Raw genomic sequence first — 18,257 nt, 5'->3', positions numbered from 1 at the left:
GCCGCTTGTTGCGCCGTGTCCAGCCTCGCCGAGAGCGTTTTACCTACCCGTCATATTTACTGAGCCTGTCGAGATCGAGAACGGTGATGCGTTCGTGCTCGACCTTCAGCAGCCCTTCCTCCTCGAGCGCCTGCAGGCTGCGATTGGCGACCTGCCGCGAAACGCCGGCCAGAAGGCCGAGCTCCTCCTGTGTGATCTCGATATGGCCGCCCGCGCCGGGATAGAGCACCGGATTGAAGAGCCACGACAGGTTGCGCGCCACGCGCGCCTTGGGATCGAGGATGCGGTCGTATTCGATGGTCGCGATGAACTGACCCATGCGCTCGTTGAGCTGCCGCACGAGGAAGCGGTTGAACCCAGTGGAATTCTCGTAGAGCCAGAAGAAGGTCGACTTGTTGAGCATCGCCAGGCGCGTGTCGCGGATGGCCACGAGGTCGTATTTGCGCGGTTCGTCCTTCAGCACCGAACCTTCACCGAACCAGCCCCCGGGTCCCGCGCCGGCAAAAGTCATCGCCTTGCCGCTGCGCGAGATGGCGCTGATCTTGACGAGGCCTGTGACCACGCCGGTCCAGTAGTCCAGCTTGTCGCCACGATGGCAGACATAGCTGCCTTTCGAGAAGGACCGCTCGGTGAAACCACGGCGCGCCCGCTCGATCTCGTCCTCGGCGAGTTCCGCGGCCCAGACGGCCGATCTCACGAGGTCATGTGCCGTAGCCATTGCGTCCTGGCGCCACGTTCCTGCCGCATCGGCCCGGAATCGTACCCGATTCTCGGAAAGCGCGATGCCTGGATTCTAAATGTTAGGGCGCCCCTGAGCGCGCCCGAAATGGACGCGCGGCGCTCCGGCGTTCTCGACGGAATCAATGGCATCCGAATCCGGGAACTTCAAACTCCATGACACGCGAAATGCCGCCCGCCGACGGACTTCATGCGGCGTCGAGAAAGTACCTGGCCGTCGGCAGGATGGTGAGCGGGCCGATCTCTCCCAGCTTCGGGCGCTGGAAGAGCATGCGCTGCTCCATCGGCGTCGACCTGAAGAAGGGAAAGCGCTGCTCGGCCTGATCGACCGCCGCGGGGGTCCGCGACTGGTAGAGATAGACCGGGATGGTCAGGCCCGGATAGGTGCGCGCCTCGACCACGGACTCGGCCTCGAACACGCGCTTGTAGAAGGCGGCATGCTCTTCCTTGATGGCGGTCAGGCAGGCATCGGGCTTGAAATAGCGCGAGGCGACCATGGCCAGCCGCAGCGTCACGTAAGGCAGAACGCGCAGGGACGCCGACCAGTCGTGATCGGCCGCGAAGCGGCTCGGATCGACGAAGGTCTCGCCGGCGGCCAGGCGCGGCATCAGCACGTCGTGGAAGACCTCGGTGCTCGGCGAAAGAGGATACTTCGCGCTGACATAGTGGAGGCGCAAGGTGCTGACGAGATGGCCCTCGAAGAACACGCCGAACCGGTAGGAGTTCGGCAGGTCGTCGAAATGGTCCTTGACCATCCTGGACGCGTTCGGCTTCACCATGCCGGCCATCAGGTAGGAGTTGTACCGCAGCCGATAGATCGCCTCGAGGTCCTCGCCGCTGTCGCAGAAGCGATACTCGATCCGGTCCATGACCGACAGCACCGTCCTGCTGAAGGCGGACATGCCGCCTTGTTCCTGTGTTCGATCGATGGTCTGAGGCGAATTCAATCCGTTGCCCTTCATCGTGACTTCTGCCGCATCGTACCGCTAGAAAACGTTAACCGACGCGACCAGATGTGGAAAGTTGAAACTTTGTACAGACAACTTTACCGGGCATTAACCTTGAAAAAGGGTTAACGACCAATCACAATTCGACAAAGATTTTAACGAATTTCAATTTACTCAGCGTCGTGCGCTGCGCCTGGCCGTCCTGACTTCCTTGGCGAAGGGCCAGACGGTCGACGACATCGTCTCGATGCCGGAGGCCGAAAGCGGCGCGCCGAACAGGAAGCCCTGCACGAGGTCCGGCTTCACCGACAGCGCCAGTACCTTGAACTGGTCGAAGGTCTCGACGCCCTCGACGGTGACCTGCAGGCCGAGCGGCCGCGACAGGTTGACCACTCCCTTGAGCAGCTCGAGCGAACGCTCGTTCTGCGTCACGTCGATGAGGAAGCTGCGGTCGATCTTGACCTTGTCGAGCGGCAGCTTATGCAGATAGCTGAGGCTCGAATAGCCGGTTCCGAAATCGTCAAGGGCGATGCGGACGCCCAGCGCCTTCATCTCCTCGATCAGCTCGCGGGTGAGCGATTTGTCGTCGAGCAACGCCGTCTCGGTCACCTCGATCTCCAGCCGTCCCGGCGCGAGACCGGCCTCGTCCAGCGCGGCGCGAACCTTGCCGACGATTTCGCGGTTGCCGAAATCCTTGGCCGAGAGATTGATCGAGACATTGATCGGTTCCGGCCACTTGGCGCATTCCCTGGTGGCGGCGGCGAGCATGAAGCTGCTGATCTCCGATACGATGCCCATCTCCTCCGCCAGCGGGATGAACACCGCCGGCGATATGGGACCGAGTTCCGGATGGTCCCAGCGGCACAGCGCCTCGCAGGAAGCGATGCTCATCGTCGTCATCGAGACGATCGGCTGGTAGACCACCCGCAGTCCCCTGGACTCCACCGCGTTCCTCAGGTCGGCCTTCAGCAACTGCTTGTTGCGGAAGGCCTCGTCCATCGTCGCCTCGAACAGCCGCCAGCTGTTCTTGCCGAGCTCCTTGGCCTTGTAGAGGGCGAGATCCGCCTTGACGATCATGGCGTCGACGTCGGTGTCGCCGGCCCGCGACAACACGGCGCCGGCGCTGGCCTGGATGCGCAAGACATGGCCCGCTACATCCGTCTCTCCCTGCAGCCCGGCGAAGATCCGGTCGAGAAGCTGGGCCAGATGGTCCTCGGACTCGATACGGTCGAAATAGATCATGAATTCGTCGCCGCCGAAGCGGCCGATCTTGAGGTCATCGCAGGCGAAGGTGCCGAGCCGCTCCGCAACCGCATAGATCAGCCCGTCGCCGACGGGGTGGCCGAGCGTGTCGTTGACGCTCTTGAAGTCGTCGAGATCGAGCACCGCCAGGGCGCAGGACCGGTCTCGGTCGCCGCTGGCCATGGCCTCCACGACGAGTTCGTGAAGATAGGCCCGGTTCGGCAGTCCCGTCAGGCTGTCGAAACGGGCCATCACGCGGATCTTCTCCTCCGACTGCACGCGCTGCGTGACATCCTCGAAGGTGATGACGCCGAGATCGTCGTGCCCTTCCCGGGTCGACAGTTCGAAGTACCGGCCGTCGGCGAAGCTGACCAGCACCTTGCGGTCCCGGCCGTCGCGCAGGGACCGCGTGAGCTGCGCCACCACATAGCGGCACTCATGCATGTCGAGCACGCCGGCAGCGACGCCCCGCATGAACAGCGCCTCCAGCGAGCGGCCCATGATCGCCTCGGGGGAAGACATGGCCATCAGATGGGCAGCCTCCGCATTGGCCACGACGACACGACCGTTGGGGTCGAGCATCACCAGGCCATGCGGCATCGTGTTCAGGGCGCGGTCGAAACGATGGGCGATCTGCCTCGCCTGCTTGTGGCCGATCACCGCGGAGAACAGCACCTCGCGAACCTGGTCGGCGGTGCCTTTGATGATGAGATAGAACGGAAAGATGATCAGCCCGAGCATGACATGCGCGAAATCGCCGCGAAGCATCAGGCCGAGGCCGATCGGGCCGACGAAACACGCGGCGAAGATGGTGACCATGCGCGCCGAGCCGTAATTGCGGCCGGCGACGGTAACGATCGAGCCGAGCGTCACGCCGAACCCCGCAAGCTGGGCAAAGGGGTCGGTCGCCACGTAGAGCGAGACGAAGCAGAAGAACCCCAGCGTGAAGGCCTGGATACTTCCCTTGATCAGATATTCGCGCTCCCAGTGCCATGCCTCATCGCGGCTGGCGATCTGTCCCGACTTCTTGAACCTTCGCATGCCGGCATAGCGCCACACGCCGATTGCCAGCAAGAGCACGCCGAGCACGGCATAGATCGGACGGCCGTTGTTCCAATAGACCAGAAAGGCGGCCGTGGCATGGATGGCCGCGCCGACGAGAACAGTGTGCGCGCTGTTGAACAACGAGCGCACGAACTGGATATACACATCGTCGGGGATGTGGTTCTCGCTTGTTTTGCCCATCACCAGCGGCCTAAGATCGGGCCAACGTGTGCCACATTCGCATTAATAAAGGTTTATCCGGCGCAGAGACAGATCATGTTAACTATTCTGCAGCCTGAAGTAGTTCTTTTTCCGGCGCTCCCGCAAGCCTTTCCCGCAGGCGCGACCTTTCTCCTTCCGCCTTTCGAATGCTTGCTTCCTTGACGTGGCCATAGCCGCGTATGAGGGCGGGCACTGAAGCGAGCGCCGCGGCCGCCTCGAGCCGATCGGGCGACATCACGCGCAGGATCGTGTCCAGATCCCCCTCGTAGTCGGCCAGCAGGCGCCTTTCCGTGCGCCGCTCGGCGGTGCGTCCGAACAGGTCGAAAGCGGTGCCGCGCAGTCCCCTCAGCCCAGCCAGCAGCCGGAAGCCGGTCATCATCCATGGGCCGAAGCTCGACTTGCGTGGAGCGCCGTCGGCACCGCGGCGACCCAGGATTGGAGGCGCCAGATGGAATTCGAGCCTGTCGTAGGACTGGAACTGGCCGGCGAGCTGCCTGGCAAAGGAGCCGTCCGTGTAGAGCCGCGCGACCTCGTACTCGTCCTTGATCGCCATCAGCTTGAACAGATTGCGCGCCACCGCCTCGGTGACGACCGTCGATCCGTCGGCCGCCTTGGCCTCGGCAGCCCGGACGGCGGCGACGCGATCGCGGTAACGCCGGGCATAGGCCGCGTTCTGGTAGGCCTCGAGGAACTCGGCGCGGCGCGCGATGACCTCGTCCAGCGTCTGCGCCGGAGCCGGAGCGGCGACCCGATCCTGCGTGGCGGCGAGCTCACGCACGAATTCCGGCTGGTGCGCGGCGCGGCGTCCCCAGCGGAAGGCGGCGACATTCATCGCGACGGCCTCGCCGTTGAGCGCGATCGCCTTCTCGACCGCTTCCGTCGAAACAGGCAGCCCGCCATGCTGGCAGGCGAAGCCCAGCATGAACATGTTGGCGCCGAGAGAATTGCCGAACAGGGCCGCCGCTGTCCGCGTGGCGTCGAAGAAATGCGCCTTGTCGCCCGCCGCCCCGCGGATCGCCCGCTTCAGCCGCTCCGTGGGCAGCGTGAAGTCGGCCGAGCGCGCGAAGTCGCCCGGCATCACCTCGGCGGTGTTGGCCACGAAGATCGTATGGCCTTCGCGCACAGCCGCGAGCACCTTCTTGGCGCCCGACACCACCAGGTCGCAGCCCAGGATCAGATCGGCCTTGCCGGCCGAGACGCGGATGGCGTGGATCTCCTCCGGGGTCCTGGCGATGCGCACATGGCTGAACACGGCGCCGCCCTTCTGGGCGAGGCCCGCCATGTCGATCATGCCGCATCCCTTGCCCTCGATATGCGCGGCCATGCCGAGGATCGCCCCCACCGTGACGACCCCGGTGCCGCCGACCCCGTCGATGATCGAGGCCCAGCCTTCGCGGCCAAGTTCGAACGGCCGGGGCTCCGGCACGCCGTCGAGCGGGTCGGCCTTGCCGGCGATGCCCTCGACCTTGCGGATCTTGGCGCCGTGCACCGTGACGAAGGACGGGCAGAACCCGTTGACGCAGGAGAAATCCTTGTTGCAGCTCGACTGGTCGATGCGCCGCTTGCGGCCGAATTCGGTCTCCACCGGCTGCACCGACACGCAGTTCGACTTCACCCCGCAATCACCGCAGCCTTCACAGACCAGCTCGTTGATGATGATGCGCCTGTCGGGATCGGGAAAGGTGCCGCGCTTGCGCCGGCGCCGCTTCTCGGCCGCGCAGGTCTGGTCGTAGAGCAGCACCGAGACGCCCTTCACCTCGCGCAGTTCGCGTTGCACGAGGTCGAGATCGTCGCGATGATGGATCGTCGTGCCGGGAGGGAATGCCGCGACCCCGGAATATTTGCCGGGCTCGTCGGTGACGACGGCGATGCGCTCCACGCCTTCGGCCCGCACCTGCCGGGCGATCATGTCGACGGTGAGATTGCCTTCATGCGGCTGGCCGCCGGTCATGGCGACCGCGTCATTGTAGAGGATCTTGTAGGTGATGTTGACTTCGGAGGCGAGCGCGAAGCGAAGCGCCAGAACCCCGGAATGGTTGTAGGTGCCGTCGCCGAGATTCTGGAACATGTGCTCGCGCCTGGAGAACGGCGCCTGGCCGATCCATTGCGCACCCTCCCCGCCCATGGCGGTGAAGCCGATCGTCTGGCGGTCCATCCAGATAGCCATGAAATGGCAGCCTATGCCGCCACCGGCGATGGAGCCTTCGGGCACCTTGGTCGAGCTGTTGTGCGGGCAGCCCGAACAGAAATAGGGCGTACGGGCCGCGACATCCTTCGTGTCGGCGAGCATGGCCTGGAACTGCCGCAACTGCGCGACGCGGGCGGCAATCTCCTCCGAGGGGCCGATGACCTTGAGGACCCGCTCGCCGAGCGCGATGGCGATGTCGTTGGGGTCGAGCGCGCCCTTGGCCGGGAACAGCCAGTCGCCGCGCTCGTCCTTCTTGCCGACGACGACGGGCTGCATCGAGGTGCCGTAGAGATCCTCGCGCACCTGGACCTCGATCAGCGAACGTTTCTCCTCGACCACCACGATCGTCTCGAGGCCGCGCGCGAAATCCCTGATGTGCTCGATGTCGAGCGGCCAGGGACAGCCGACCTTGAACAGGCGCACGCCCATCCGGTTGGCGGCTGCCTCGTCGATGCCGATGTCGTCGAGCGCCTGACGGACGTCCAGATAGCTCTTGCCGACAGTGATGATGCCGAGCCTGGCCTGGCTGCCGCCGGAATAGATGATGCGGTTGAGATTGTTGGCGCGGATGAAGGCAGCCGCCGCGGTCCGCTTGTATTCGTGCAGCCTGGCCTCCTGGCCGAGCTGATCGAGTTCGTGGCGGATGTTGAGGCCGCCGGGCGGCATGTCGAATTCGGGCAGGACGATGCCGAGCCGCTCGAGCGAAACATCGACGGAAGCGGTCGATTCGATGTTGTCCTTCACGCATTTGATCGCCGCCCAGGTACCCGCGAAGCGCGACATGGCGAAGCCGTAGAGCCCGTAGTCGATGAGTTCCTGGACCCCGGCCGGATTGAGGATGGGGATCATGGTGTCGACGAACAGGAATTCCGTCGCATGGGCGTTGGTCGAGGATTCGGCGGTATGATCGTCGCCCATCAGGGCGAGCACCCCGCCATGCTTCGAGGACCCGGCGAGATTGGCATGCCGGAACACATCGCCGGAACGGTCGACGCCAGGCCCCTTGCCGTACCAGACGGAAAACACCCCGTCATGCTTGCCCTCGCCGAGCAGTTCGGTCTGCTGGGTGCCCCAGCAGGCGGTCGCGGCCAGCTCCTCATTGAGGCCGGGCTGGAAGACGATGCTGGATTGGGCGAGCTGCTTCCTGGCCTTCCAGAGCTGGAGGTCGAGGCCGCCGAGCGGCGAGCCGCGATATCCCGAAACGAAGCCTGCCGTGTCGAGGCCGGCCCGCCGGTCGCGCTCGCGCTGCATCAATAGCATGCGGATGACCGCCTGCGCGCCCGAGAGGAAGATGCGTTCCTTGGACAGATCGAACTTGTCGTCCAGGGCGACGTCGTGAAGCGTCATCACCAACTCCTCTGCGCAGCCCATGACCGATTCGCCGCGTCGACCGACATCGGGCAAGCGATGGTTTAGTGTTTCCGCCCCTCATTGCAACGTCAAACGAAATCGCACCGGACGCGCGACAATACGAGATCGGTCCTGAACGACAGGTCAGCGCGGCGGGCAGGACCGGGTGGCGCCGGGCAGCTTGCCGTCCGGATGGCCGGCGAGATCGGGATTGGGCGTGTAGGCGGGACCGACCACGAGCGGCGCATCCGGCAGCAGGGCCTGGTCCTCCGACGAAACCATGGTCGTCCTGATGGTCTGGCGCGTCGCGCCGTCGGCCCCCTCGATGGCGATCGACACGGCATAGGGTCTGTCCTTGGCCACGCAGCGCAAGGGCGGGCTCTCGATCGTGGTCTTGTCGAGCTTCGGCCAGATCTTCTGGCGCACCACGATCGGCTCCCCGCCCGCGGGGTCCTCGAAGGTCGCCACCGCCGTCTCGTCGTCGCGCGGCGGCTGCAAGGGCTTCAGCGTGACGAGATAGGTCGCCGTCGCCACACGGTAGTTGAAAATGAAGAGCTTGCCCGAGATCTCGTAATGCTCACCCTCGTCGCCGCTCTCGCGGCACGCGCCGAGGACAGCGAGAGCGAGCAGGGAAACGGCAGCCGGCCAGCGACCTAAGACGCTACGCATCCGCAAGACCCTCCTGCGCGGCAAGGCGCCGCCGATAGTGGCGTCTGGCCTTCTGCCGGTTGCCGCAGACGGCCATGTCGCACCACAGCCGACTGGAATTGCGGCTCCTGTCGAGGAAGAGCCAGTTGCAGTTCGGACAGATACGCAGCCTTGCGGTAGTCCCGGTCGAAAGCAGCGACAAGGCCGAGACTGCGAGGGCCGCCTCGAAGGCGAGCGGGGTCGCAGGATCGCCGAAGGGGCGCTCGCCCAGACCGAGGTCGTCATGGCCTTCGAGGCCGGCGGCACAGGCGCGCAGCAGCCGCGGCAGGGCTCCTCCGCCGTAGCGGCCCTTCTGGACAGCGCCCCGGAACAGGCTGTCGGTCGCCTCGCGAATCTCCAGGACGAGCGGCCGCACGGCCTCAGGGTCCGCGACCGAAAGGCGACGGTTGCCCAGCTCCTCGCGGCGGAAACGGCCGGCGGCTTCGGCGAAACGTGCGATCTCGATCGGCTCGGCGAAACGATCGAAGCCGCGCGGATCACCGCGCAGCACGACCGTGTTGGCCGCGTCGAGCGCCAGCACGCCACCAGCGAACCTGTGAGCTGTCCATAAAACCGCCATCCCCACAATCTAACTGGTAAAATGGATTTGACAAGTTAGCAGGTGACAGGCAACGTCTTGCCACGAACGCGGGGCGGGCCGACGGACCAGCAATGCCGTACTTCCTCCAGCAGGTTCTGAACGGGCTCCACATGGGTGCTCTCTATGCGTTGCTCGCCTTCGGCTATGCGCTCACCAACGGCGTGGTCCGGCGCACCAACCTCGCCTATGGCGCCGTCTTCGCCTTCAGCGGGCAGACCATGATCCTGGTCGCGGTCTTCGGCTGGTACGTCCTGTGGCTGACCCTTCCGGCGACCGTCGTCCTGGGCATCGTCGCAGCCTTCGCCTACGCGATCCTGATCGGCATGATCCTGGCGCGCAGCGTGTTCTCCCCGCTAGCCCGGCGCACACCCAACGCGGTGGTGACGGCCACCCTCGGCGCCTCGATCGTCCTGATGGAACTCGGCCGCATCGCGGCGGAGACGCGCGATTTCTGGCTGCCGCCCATGCTGGCCGAGCCAGTGGTCTTCCTCATGGCGGACGGTTTCCGCGTCACCCTTACCGTCATCCAGCTCATGAACTGCGCCCTGATCGTACTGGCGTTGGCCCTGGCGACGCTGGCCCTCGCCCGCACAGGTTTCGGCCGATCGTGGCGCGCGGTTTGCGACGACCCCAGGGCGGCCGCCATGTGCGGCGTCGACGTGCCTGCCGTCTTCAACGGCGCGATCGTCGCCGGCGGCCTCGCGGCGGCGACGGCCGGCATCCTGGCCGCGCTCTATTTCGGCAATATCAGCTTCGGAACAGGGCTGGTCTTCGGCCTCAAGATCCTGTTCGTCGCCGCGGTCGGCGGCTACGATTCGCCGCCGCGCGCGGCCCTCGGCGCGGCCGTCTTCGGCATGGCCGAGGCGCTATGGTCCGGCTACTTCCCGATCGAATGGCGCGACGCGGCGGTTTTCGCCGCCCTGATCGTGCTGCTCGTGCTCAGACCGGGCGACGGGGAGACGCACGCCGCCAGGCCCTGACGCCGCGTCACCTAAACCATCGTCGTATTCCTACGATCTTTTCGCGCCCCCGCGATGCTGTTATCCAGCCGCGCGCCGCTCGCCCGCATGTTGACGTGGCCGGGCAGCGTCTGCATAGGCTTAGGCAAGCGCTGCGTTCCGGGACAAGCCAGAGGGGGCGCCTGGCCTGCACGCGAAAAGAAAGAACCGGGAGGAATGCATGGCTGGGCTTCTTGCTCTCTCCAGAGCCATCGATCGCTTGAACGAAACTATCGGCAAATGGATCGCCTGGCTGATCCTGCTGTCCATCCTGATCAGCGCCGGCAATGCAGTGATCCGCAAGGCGTTCAACATGTCGTCGAACGCCTGGCTCGAACTGCAATGGTATCTGTTCGGTGCCGCCTTCCTTCTGGCCGCCGCCTATACGCTGAAGCAGAACGAGCATATCCGAATCGACATCGTCTACGGGATGTTCTCGAGGCGCATCCAGCATTGGATCGACCTCTTCGGGCATGTCTTCTTCCTGATGCCTTTCGTCCTGCTGATGATCTATTACTTCGTGCCCTATGTGAGCCTGTCCGTTCGGTCGGGCGAAATGTCGTCGAGCGCCGGTGGCCTGGTTCTGTGGCCGGCCAAGGCGCTGCTTCTCATCGGCTTCACGCTGCTCGGCCTCCAGGGCGTGTCCGAGATCATCAAGAAGATCGCCATCATGCGTGGCGACATGGAGGACCCCAACCCCTTCATATCGACCCATGAACAGGCCGAGCTCGAGGGCCAGGCCATCGCCGGGGAGGTGCGCTCGTGATCGAGTTCATCGCCCAGAACATGGCGCCGATCATGTTCTTTTCGCTCATCATCTTCCTCCTGCTCGGCTATCCCGTCGCCTTCTCGCTGGCCGCCAATGGCTTGCTGTTCTTCTTCATCGGCGTCGAGCTGGCGCCGTTTTCGAGCGGCACCATCAATCTCTCCTGGCCGCTTCTCTATGCCCTTCCGGAACGTTTCTGGGGCGTATTGTCCAACGAGACGTTGCTGGCCATCCCCTTCTTCACATTCATGGGGATCGTGCTGGAGCGGTCGGGCATGGCCGAGGACCTGCTCGATACGGTCGGCCAGCTCTTCGGCCCGGTTCGGGGCGGTCTCGCCTATGCGGTGATCTTCGTCGGCGCGCTGCTCGCCGCGACCACCGGCGTCGTGGCCGCCTCGGTCATTGCCATGGGCTTGATCTCGCTTCCGATCATGTTGCGCTACGGCTATGACCGGCGCATCGCCTCGGGCGTCATCGCGGCCTCCGGCACGCTCGCCCAGATCATCCCGCCCTCGCTCGTGCTCATCGTTCTTGCCGACCAGCTCGGCCGGTCGGTCGGCGACATGTACAAGGGGGCCCTTATCCCCGGCCTCGTCCTGACCGGCCTCTACATGAGCTATGTGCTCGTGATGTCGATCATCCGGCCGAAGGCGATGCCGGCTCTGCCGCTCGAAGCGCGCACGCTGGGCTCCGGCGTCACCTCGCTGCTGGTCGCGCTGGTCGCGGCCGTGATCGTCGCCTATGCCGCGCATATCTATCTGTCGCCCACGCAGGGCGCCAATGCCGACATTCTCGGCGCGACCGTGGGCGTCATCGCGATCTACGTCGCGGCGATCCTCGACAAGTCGCTCGGCCTCAAGATGATGTCGCGCCTCGCGCAGCAGGTCATCATTGTGCTCATCCCGCCGCTGGCGCTGATCTTCCTCGTTCTCGGCACCATCTTCCTGGGTATCGCCACCCCGACTGAGGGCGGTGCCATGGGCGCCGTCGGCGCATTGATCATGGCGGCGGCCAAGGGACGACTGAACCTCGACGTGGTCCGTCAGGCACTGGCCTCGACGACCAGGCTTTCCTCCTTCGTGCTGTTCATCCTGATCGGCGCCCGCGTGTTCTCGCTCACCTTCTACGGCGTCAACGGGCACCTCTGGGTCGAGCACCTGCTGGTGTCGCTGCCCGGCGGCGAGGCCGGCTTCCTGATTGCCGTCAACATCCTGGTCTTTCTGCTCGCCTTCTTCCTGGATTTCTTCGAGCTGGCCTTCATCATCGTGCCGCTGCTGGCGCCCGCTGCCGACAAGCTCGGCATCGATCTGATCTGGTTCGGGGTGCTGCTCGGCATCAACATGCAGACCAGCTTCATGCATCCGCCCTTCGGCTTCGCGCTGTTTTATCTGCGCTCGGTCGCGGCGCGCGTGCCTTATCTCGACAAGGTCACCGGCAAGCAGATCGCCCCGGTCACGACAGGGCAGATCTATTGGGGCGCGGTACCCTATGTCTGCATCCAGGTGGTCATGGTCGGCCTCACAATCGCCTTCCCGCAGATGGTGACACACTACAAGGGCGAGACCGTGAACCCCGCCGACGTCGAGATCGTCGTACCGCCCTTCGGCGGCGGCGATCAGCCGGGCCTGCCGGGACTTGGTCTGCCTCCGTTCGGCGCACCGCCGACCGACGGCGGCCCCGCAGCGCCGGCAGAACCGGCCACGCCGCCCGCGAACGATCTTACGCAGCCGCCGAAATTCAACTGAGCCCGCTGTTCCGTTTCTCCGCCGCCCCGCGAAGGGCGGCGGGAAGCGCAAGGGCCAGGCAGTCGCGAAAGGGCCGTTGCAACGCATCGGCTGCCGCGCTACACGATCGCTGCCGAAAAAGACATGGCCGGTTCGGTGAGTCCGGCCACTTCCCTTCGCACCGCCCCGAGGATCGGCTTCGATTGTTCGGAAGCGCCATGCGTCGGTTCATGCGTCCAATGGACGCATGACACTTCCGGGAAGCCTGTCCGCTGCCTTTCGAGACGGCAGGACCCACGGCCGGACTGCGAAGGCTACCGCCCGCGCAGCCGGCGGGTTATGGCTTCGAAATCCATCCGGCCGACTGCCGTTCCCCCGCCTTCCTGTCCGAACGCCAACGCCAGACAGGAATGGATCATGAAACTCAACCACGCCAATCTCTGTACCACTGATGTCGCCGGCCTCGCCGACTTCTTCACGCGTCATTTCGGCTTCGAGCTCGTCGCCATGCGCGGCAATGACGCCTTCGCGATATTGCGGGGCACCGACGGCTTCGCGCTCAACCTGATGCGTCCGGGCAAGGGCGGCGGAGCCGACTACCCGGAAGGCTTCCACATCGGCTTTCTCATCGACGACGGCGATGAAGTGCGCGCCAAGCATGCCGAGATGACGGAGGCAGGTCTCCGGCCGGACGAGATCCAGAACCTGATGCGCGGCGGCGCCGCGACAACCGTCTTCTATTGCCTCGCTCCCGGCGGCCTGCTCGTCGAGGTCAGCGCCGATGTCAGCTGACGAAAACGCCCCGGAGTCTCTCCGCTCCGGGGCGTCCTTCTCACGGTGTGAGGCTCAGAGCTTGCCGCTGCGCTGCTGGATCATCATGAAGGTGTCGAACGTATATTCCGAAATCTGCGCCCACAGATAGGCGTCCTTGCGGAACGCCATCTGGCTATCGTAGATTTTCTTGAAGGACGCGTTCGACGCGTTGATTTCATCATAAATCTTGTTCGCCGCATCGAAACATGCCGCCAGGATCTCCTGGCTGTAGGGGCGAAGCTGAGCACCGCCGGCGACCAGCCGCCGCAGCGCGGCCGGGTTCTTCTGGTCGTAGCTCGCCATCATACTGCCGTTGGCCGCCTCGCAGGCGCAAGCGAGAGCAGCCTGATAGGCCTTGGGCAGTTCATTCCACTTGGCGAGATTGACGAGCGTGTGCAGCACCGGCCCGCCTTCCCACCAGCCGGGATAATAGTAGTAGGGCGCGACCTTGTAGAAGCCGAGCTTCTCGTCGTCATAGGGGCCGACCCACTCGGCCGCGTCGATCGTGCCTTTCTCGAGCGCCGGATAGATGTCGCCGCCGGCGATCTGCTGCGGCACGACGCCAAGCGTGGCCATCATCTTGCCGGCCATGCCGCCGATTCGCATCTTCAGCCCCTGAAGGTCGGCGACCGTGTTGATCTCCTTGCGGAACCAGCCGCCCATCTGGGCGCCGGTGTTGCCGCAGGCGAGGCCGTAGAGGCCCTGCGTGGCGTAGAACTCGTTCAGCAGCTCGTTGCCGCCGCCATAATACATCCACGCATTCATCTGGCGGACGTTCATCCCGAACGGCACGGCCGTCGCCAGGGCGTAGGTCGGGTCCTTGCCCCAATAATAGTATGATGCAGTGTGGCAGGCCTCGACCGTGCCCGCCGCCGCCGCATCGGCCGCCTGCAGGGCGGGGACGATCTCGCCGGCGGCAAAGACCTGGATGTTGAAATTCCCGTCCGTCGATTCGCGTACATATGTCGCCATTGTCTCGGCGGCGCCGAAAATCGTGTCGAGCGCCTTCGGAAACGACGAGGCGACACGCCACGAGATCTTCGGCATCGACTGCGCGATTGCCGGCGCGGCGAGCGCAGTCGAAGCGGCGGCGCCTGCGCCGGCAAGGCCGGCCTTTCGGATGAAGGAACGACGATCCATGCAACAACCTCCCTGATTTTCTGGATCTGATGGCGCCGGCTAGTCCCCTGTTGACATTTGTATCGGCAGCCGGCCCCGGACGAATTCAAAACACGGACAGGTTCAACTGTCCAGCATCGGCGGACGATCCATGTCGGCGGAGCGCTCTTTCCAGCCGAACTCCAGAGCCTCTCAGATTAGTTAATTAATATAGTGATAGACAACTTGCGGCCTGTCTCATTTCACCTGCCGCATCGGCCGAAAAAGCGTACTCGGTTCGCGGAGAGCAAGAAGCATGGATCCAAAGTGGTCGGGGCGTCCTTAGCGCGCCCGAATGGACGCGCCGCATTCGAGGATATGGGCCGCCCCCCCGAAAGACAAAGCCCCCGGGGACGTCGCCGTTCCCGGGGGCTTAGAGCGTCGATGCGGCGGCGGTCAGAGCTTGCCGTTGCGCTGCTGGATCATCATGAACGTATCGTAATTGTATTCGGCAACCTGCGCGTTCAGGTAGTAGTCCTTGCGGAAGCCGGTGATCGAGTCCCAGATCTTCTTGAATTCCGGGTTGTTCGCCGTCATCTCGGCATAGACCTCGTTGGACTTCTCGAAGCAGGCCTGCAGGATCTCCTGGCTGAACGGACGAAGCTGCGCGCCGTTTGCAACGAGGCTCTTGATCGCGGTGGGGTTCTTGTAGTCGTATTTCTGAAGCATGTCGGCGTCGGCCGCCTGGGCGGCGGTGCGCAGCAGCGACTTGTAGGCAGCCGGCAGTTCCTCGTATTTCGCCTTGTTGAACATGAAATGGACGGTCGGGCCGCCTTCCCACCAGCCGGGGTAGTAGTAGTAGGGCGCGACCTTCTGGAAGCCCAGCTTTTCGTCGTCATAGGGGCCGACCCACTCGGCGGCGTCGATGGTGCCCTTTTCGAGGGCGGGATAGATGTCGCCGCCGGCGATCTGCTGCGGCACCACGCCGAGCTTCTCGACCACCTTGCCGGCGAAACCGCCGATGCGCATCTTGAGGCCCTGCATGTCGGCGACGGTGTTGATTTCCTTGCGGAACCAGCCGCCCATCTGGACCCCGGTATTGCCGCCGGGGAAGCCGACCAGCCCCTGAGTGCCGAGGAACTCGTTGAACAGCTCGATGCCGCCGCCATGATAGTGCCAGGCGTTCATCCCGCGTGCGTTGAGCGCGAAGGGCACCGCGGCGCCGAGCGCCCAGGTCGGGTTCTTGCCCCAATAGTAGTAGGCGACCGTGTGGCAGGCTTCCACCGTGCCCGCGGTCGTTGCGTCGGCTGCCTGAAGACCTGGTACGATCTCGCCGGCGGCGAACACCTGCACGTTGAAGTTGCCGTCGGTCGCCTCGGACAGCATCTTGGCGAGCACTTCCGCGCCGCCGTAGATCGTGTCCAGCGACTTCGGGAATGACGACGTCATGCGCCAGGTGACCTTCGGGCTGGACTGCGCGATCGCCGGCGCCGCGAGTGCGGCGGCAGCGGCCGCGCCCACCCCTGCGGCGCCAGTCTTCCTGATGAATGAGCGGCGATCCATGAACTCTCCTCCAAAATTTTCCGTTCGTTCCTGAGCCGTGCGGCGACCGGTGACCTTCCCGGTTCCTCCGCGGTCGCGGCACAATACATATTAAGCTTATTGTGTCCAGCATGGCGCCTCAACGGACCCACGATATCGTAGAAATACCTACCGGCTGCTCCGCGCGCTGAGACTTTAGTTGTAGGTTTCTCGAGCCCGGGATGCGCAAGGCGCCAGCGGGGAGTTGGAAACGTCCGGGATCCGCATTAGATTCGGGTCATCGTCCGTTTCCGCCCGCAAGCCGGGCCTTCATCGCGAGAGACAGCATGCTGCAGCCGCTTGTGGCCGTATCGACAGACGTCAAGCAGTTCGAGAACTACACATGGCACGCCGCGCCGCAGCAATATCTCGAGGCCGCGATCACAGGCGCCGGCGTGCTGCCGGTGCTCGTGCCGTCCTTCGGCGACCGGCTCGATCTCGACCAGCTTGTCGCTTCGGTGGACGGCGTCATGGTGACCGGCTCCCGCTCCAACGTGCATCCCGCGCTCTATGGCGGCGACGCCAGCGAGGCGAACGGGCCCTATGATCCGGCGCGCGATGCCACGACCCTGCCGCTGATCCGCAAGGCGATCGACTACGGCGTGCCGCTGCTTGCCATCTGCCGCGGCATACAGGAGCTGAACGTGGCGCTCGGCGGCACGCTCGCCACCGAGATCCAGGACGGCGAGGGCATGCTCGACCACCGCGCCCCGGTGAGCGACGATCAGGATGAACGTTTCGCCATCCGCCAGGCCGTCACGATCAAGCCGGGCAGTTGCCTGGCCGGTGTGTTCGGCGCCGGCGACATACTCGTGAATTCGGTCCACCGTCAGGCGGTCGGTCGGCTCGGTAATCGCCTGCAGGTGGAGGCCGTCGCCGGGGACGGCACGGTCGAGGCGGTTTCGGTGCGTGATGCCCGCGCCTTCGCCGTCGGTGTCCAGTGGCACCCGGAATATTGGGTCGATTCGGACGACACTTCGGCGCGCATCTTCAAGGCCTTCGGCGAAGCTGTCCGGCTTCACGCCGCGGCGCGCCTGGGGGCCCGCACGGCGGCCGAATAGGCCCGACGCCGATCCACCGGAACGAGCGCCATTCCGGAATCATCGACAGCCGCCCCAGCGATCGTATGTCGGTCGAGCTTGCAGCGTGTTGCGTGAAAACGGATTAACGCTGTAGGTCTTTGGTTTGACGCATGTGTTTGTCCCAAAACCGGTACCCGCTTTCGGGAGACATGCTTTGTGGCTTGGGCGGCCGACAACCCCGACGAACCGTGGCGCGACTAACTCCTGCCCACATGTGCGGTCTCGACGACCGGCGTCAGCGCCCTGCCCTCGCCGAACCATGCGGCGAGATTGTCGACCACCAGGTCGGCCATCGCCTGCCGCGTATGCACCGAGGCCGAGCCGACATGCGGCAGCAGACAGGCATTGGGCAGGTCGATCAGCGCCTGGGGCACGCGCGGCTCGTCGGCGAACACGTCGAGGCCCGCGGCGCGGATCGTCCCGTCGGCGAGCGCCTTGATCAATGCCGGCTCGTCGACCGTGCTGCCTCGCCCGACATTGACGAAGACCCCATCGGGCCCCAGCGCCTCCAGAACCTCCGCGTTCACTGCCTTTTCGGTGGCCGTGCCGCCCGGCGCCACCGAGATCAGCGTGTCGACGGCTTCGGCAAGGCCGACCAGCGTGGGGTAGTAGGCATAGGTCACATCAGGAACCGCGCGGCGGTTGTGATAGGAGATGGTCATCCCCAGCGCTTCGAGCCGTCGCGCGATGGCAAGGCCGATCCGCCCCAGGCCGAAAATGCCCGCATGGCGGCCGCGCAAGGTCGAGCGCGTCAGCGGATAGGGACCCTCCTTGACCCAGCGCCCTTCGCGCAGCCAGGCCTCGGCCCTGGGCAGTTCGCGGAGCGTGTTGATCAGGAGGCCGAGCGCGGTGTCAGCCACTTCCTCGGTCAGCACATCGGGCGTGTTGGTGACCATCACGCCCTTCTTGCCTGCATAGGCGGCGTCGACCTGGTCATAGCCCACGCCGAAACTGCCGATGATCTCCAGATTGGGCAGCGCGTCGATGAAGGCCGCGTCGATCCGCGTCATCGCCGCGATGCCCCTGACGTCGCGCGCCATCTCCGGCGTCACCAGCGCCGGATCGGCCCTTTCGATACGGATGGCGCGGAAGCTGGCCTCGGTTCGGCCGACGGCATGCTCATGCAGCCTGGCGGGGATCACAATGGTGATATCTTTCAGCGAACCCACGGCATGC

14 protein-coding genes are annotated in these 18,257 nt (G+C 64.8%); 5 read left to right on the top strand and 9 right to left on the bottom strand.

The window, feature by feature from the left end:
• Nucleotides 1-43: 43 nt before the first annotated feature.
• The 6 genes from JN280_RS13375 to JN280_RS13350 all read right to left on the bottom strand — a co-directional run bounded on the left by JN280_RS13375 (nt 44) and on the right by JN280_RS13350 (nt 8,998).
• On the bottom strand, nt 44-718 hold the full coding sequence (locus tag JN280_RS13375) for a Crp/Fnr family transcriptional regulator (protein ID WP_202312798.1): 675 nt from the start codon (nt 716-718) through the stop codon (nt 44-46).
• Between the two features lie 208 nt (nt 719-926).
• Nucleotides 927-1,640 carry an N-acyl amino acid synthase FeeM domain-containing protein gene (locus JN280_RS13370; protein WP_244743285.1) on the bottom strand — a complete coding sequence of 238 codons (714 nt, stop codon included), beginning with the start codon at nt 1,638-1,640 and terminating at the stop codon, nt 927-929.
• A gap of 219 nt (nt 1,641-1,859) precedes the next feature.
• Nucleotides 1,860-4,172 carry a putative bifunctional diguanylate cyclase/phosphodiesterase gene (locus JN280_RS13365; protein ID WP_202312797.1) on the bottom strand — a complete coding sequence of 771 codons (2,313 nt, stop codon included), beginning with the start codon at nt 4,170-4,172 and terminating at the stop codon, nt 1,860-1,862.
• Nucleotides 4,173-4,254: 82 nt separating this feature from the next.
• Entirely contained in the window at nt 4,255-7,728 is a 3,474-nt protein-coding gene (locus JN280_RS13360) for an indolepyruvate ferredoxin oxidoreductase family protein (protein WP_202312796.1), read from the bottom strand.
• A 147-nt stretch (nt 7,729-7,875) separates the two neighbouring features.
• Nucleotides 7,876-8,400 carry a hypothetical protein gene (locus tag JN280_RS13355; protein WP_202312795.1) on the bottom strand — a complete coding sequence of 175 codons (525 nt, stop codon included), beginning with the start codon at nt 8,398-8,400 and terminating at the stop codon, nt 7,876-7,878.
• Nucleotides 8,393-8,998: a CGNR zinc finger domain-containing protein gene (locus tag JN280_RS13350; RefSeq protein WP_202312794.1), complete on the bottom strand. Its 606-nt coding sequence runs from the start codon at nt 8,996-8,998 to the stop codon at nt 8,393-8,395. Before JN280_RS13350 ends, JN280_RS13355 begins: the two co-directional genes overlap by 8 nt.
• Nucleotides 8,999-9,090: 92 nt before the next feature.
• On the opposite strand from JN280_RS13350, the gene JN280_RS13345 reads away from it, so the two are divergent.
• From JN280_RS13345 to JN280_RS13330, 4 genes are all read left to right on the top strand, one after another.
• On the top strand, nt 9,091-9,999 hold the full coding sequence (locus JN280_RS13345; RefSeq protein WP_202312793.1) for a branched-chain amino acid ABC transporter permease: 909 nt from the start codon (nt 9,091-9,093) through the stop codon (nt 9,997-9,999).
• Between the two features lie 199 nt (nt 10,000-10,198).
• Entirely contained in the window at nt 10,199-10,783 is a 585-nt protein-coding gene (locus JN280_RS13340) for a TRAP transporter small permease subunit (RefSeq protein WP_202312792.1), read from the top strand.
• Nucleotides 10,780-12,528, top strand: coding sequence for a TRAP transporter large permease (locus tag JN280_RS13335; RefSeq protein ID WP_202312789.1), 1,749 nt, complete (start codon nt 10,780-10,782; stop codon nt 12,526-12,528). The genes JN280_RS13340 and JN280_RS13335 overlap by 4 nt, the downstream gene beginning before the upstream one ends.
• Nucleotides 12,529-12,924: 396 nt before the next feature.
• Nucleotides 12,925-13,299, top strand: coding sequence for a VOC family protein (locus JN280_RS13330; RefSeq protein WP_202312788.1), 375 nt, complete (start codon nt 12,925-12,927; stop codon nt 13,297-13,299).
• A gap of 54 nt (nt 13,300-13,353) precedes the next feature.
• Here JN280_RS13330 and JN280_RS13325 read toward each other — a convergent pair whose 3' ends face one another.
• The gene (locus JN280_RS13325) at nt 13,354-14,460 is read right to left on the bottom strand and encodes a TRAP transporter substrate-binding protein (RefSeq protein WP_202312786.1); all 1,107 of its coding nucleotides are present in this window, start codon (nt 14,458-14,460) and stop codon (nt 13,354-13,356) included.
• A gap of 414 nt (nt 14,461-14,874) precedes the next feature.
• Complete coding sequence (locus tag JN280_RS13320; protein ID WP_202312784.1) at nt 14,875-15,981, bottom strand: TRAP transporter substrate-binding protein; 1,107 nt, start codon at nt 15,979-15,981, stop codon at nt 14,875-14,877.
• 305 nt (nt 15,982-16,286) lie between these two features.
• Between JN280_RS13320 and JN280_RS13315 the strand changes: the two genes are divergently transcribed.
• Nucleotides 16,287-17,060, top strand: coding sequence for a gamma-glutamyl-gamma-aminobutyrate hydrolase family protein (locus tag JN280_RS13315; protein ID WP_202312782.1), 774 nt, complete (start codon nt 16,287-16,289; stop codon nt 17,058-17,060).
• Between the two features lie 218 nt (nt 17,061-17,278).
• Here the strand turns inward: JN280_RS13315 and JN280_RS13310 are convergent, their stop codons facing one another.
• The gene (locus JN280_RS13310) at nt 17,279-18,250 is read right to left on the bottom strand and encodes a 2-hydroxyacid dehydrogenase (RefSeq protein WP_202312780.1); all 972 of its coding nucleotides are present in this window, start codon (nt 18,248-18,250) and stop codon (nt 17,279-17,281) included.
• Nucleotides 18,251-18,257: the final 7 nt, after the last annotated feature.

The organism is Mesorhizobium sp. L-8-10 (assembly GCF_016756635.1).
GTDB lineage: Bacteria > Pseudomonadota > Alphaproteobacteria > Rhizobiales > Rhizobiaceae.
The sequence above is the reverse complement of the archived record's forward strand: the minus strand, read 5'-3'. Positions and strand labels throughout refer to the sequence as shown.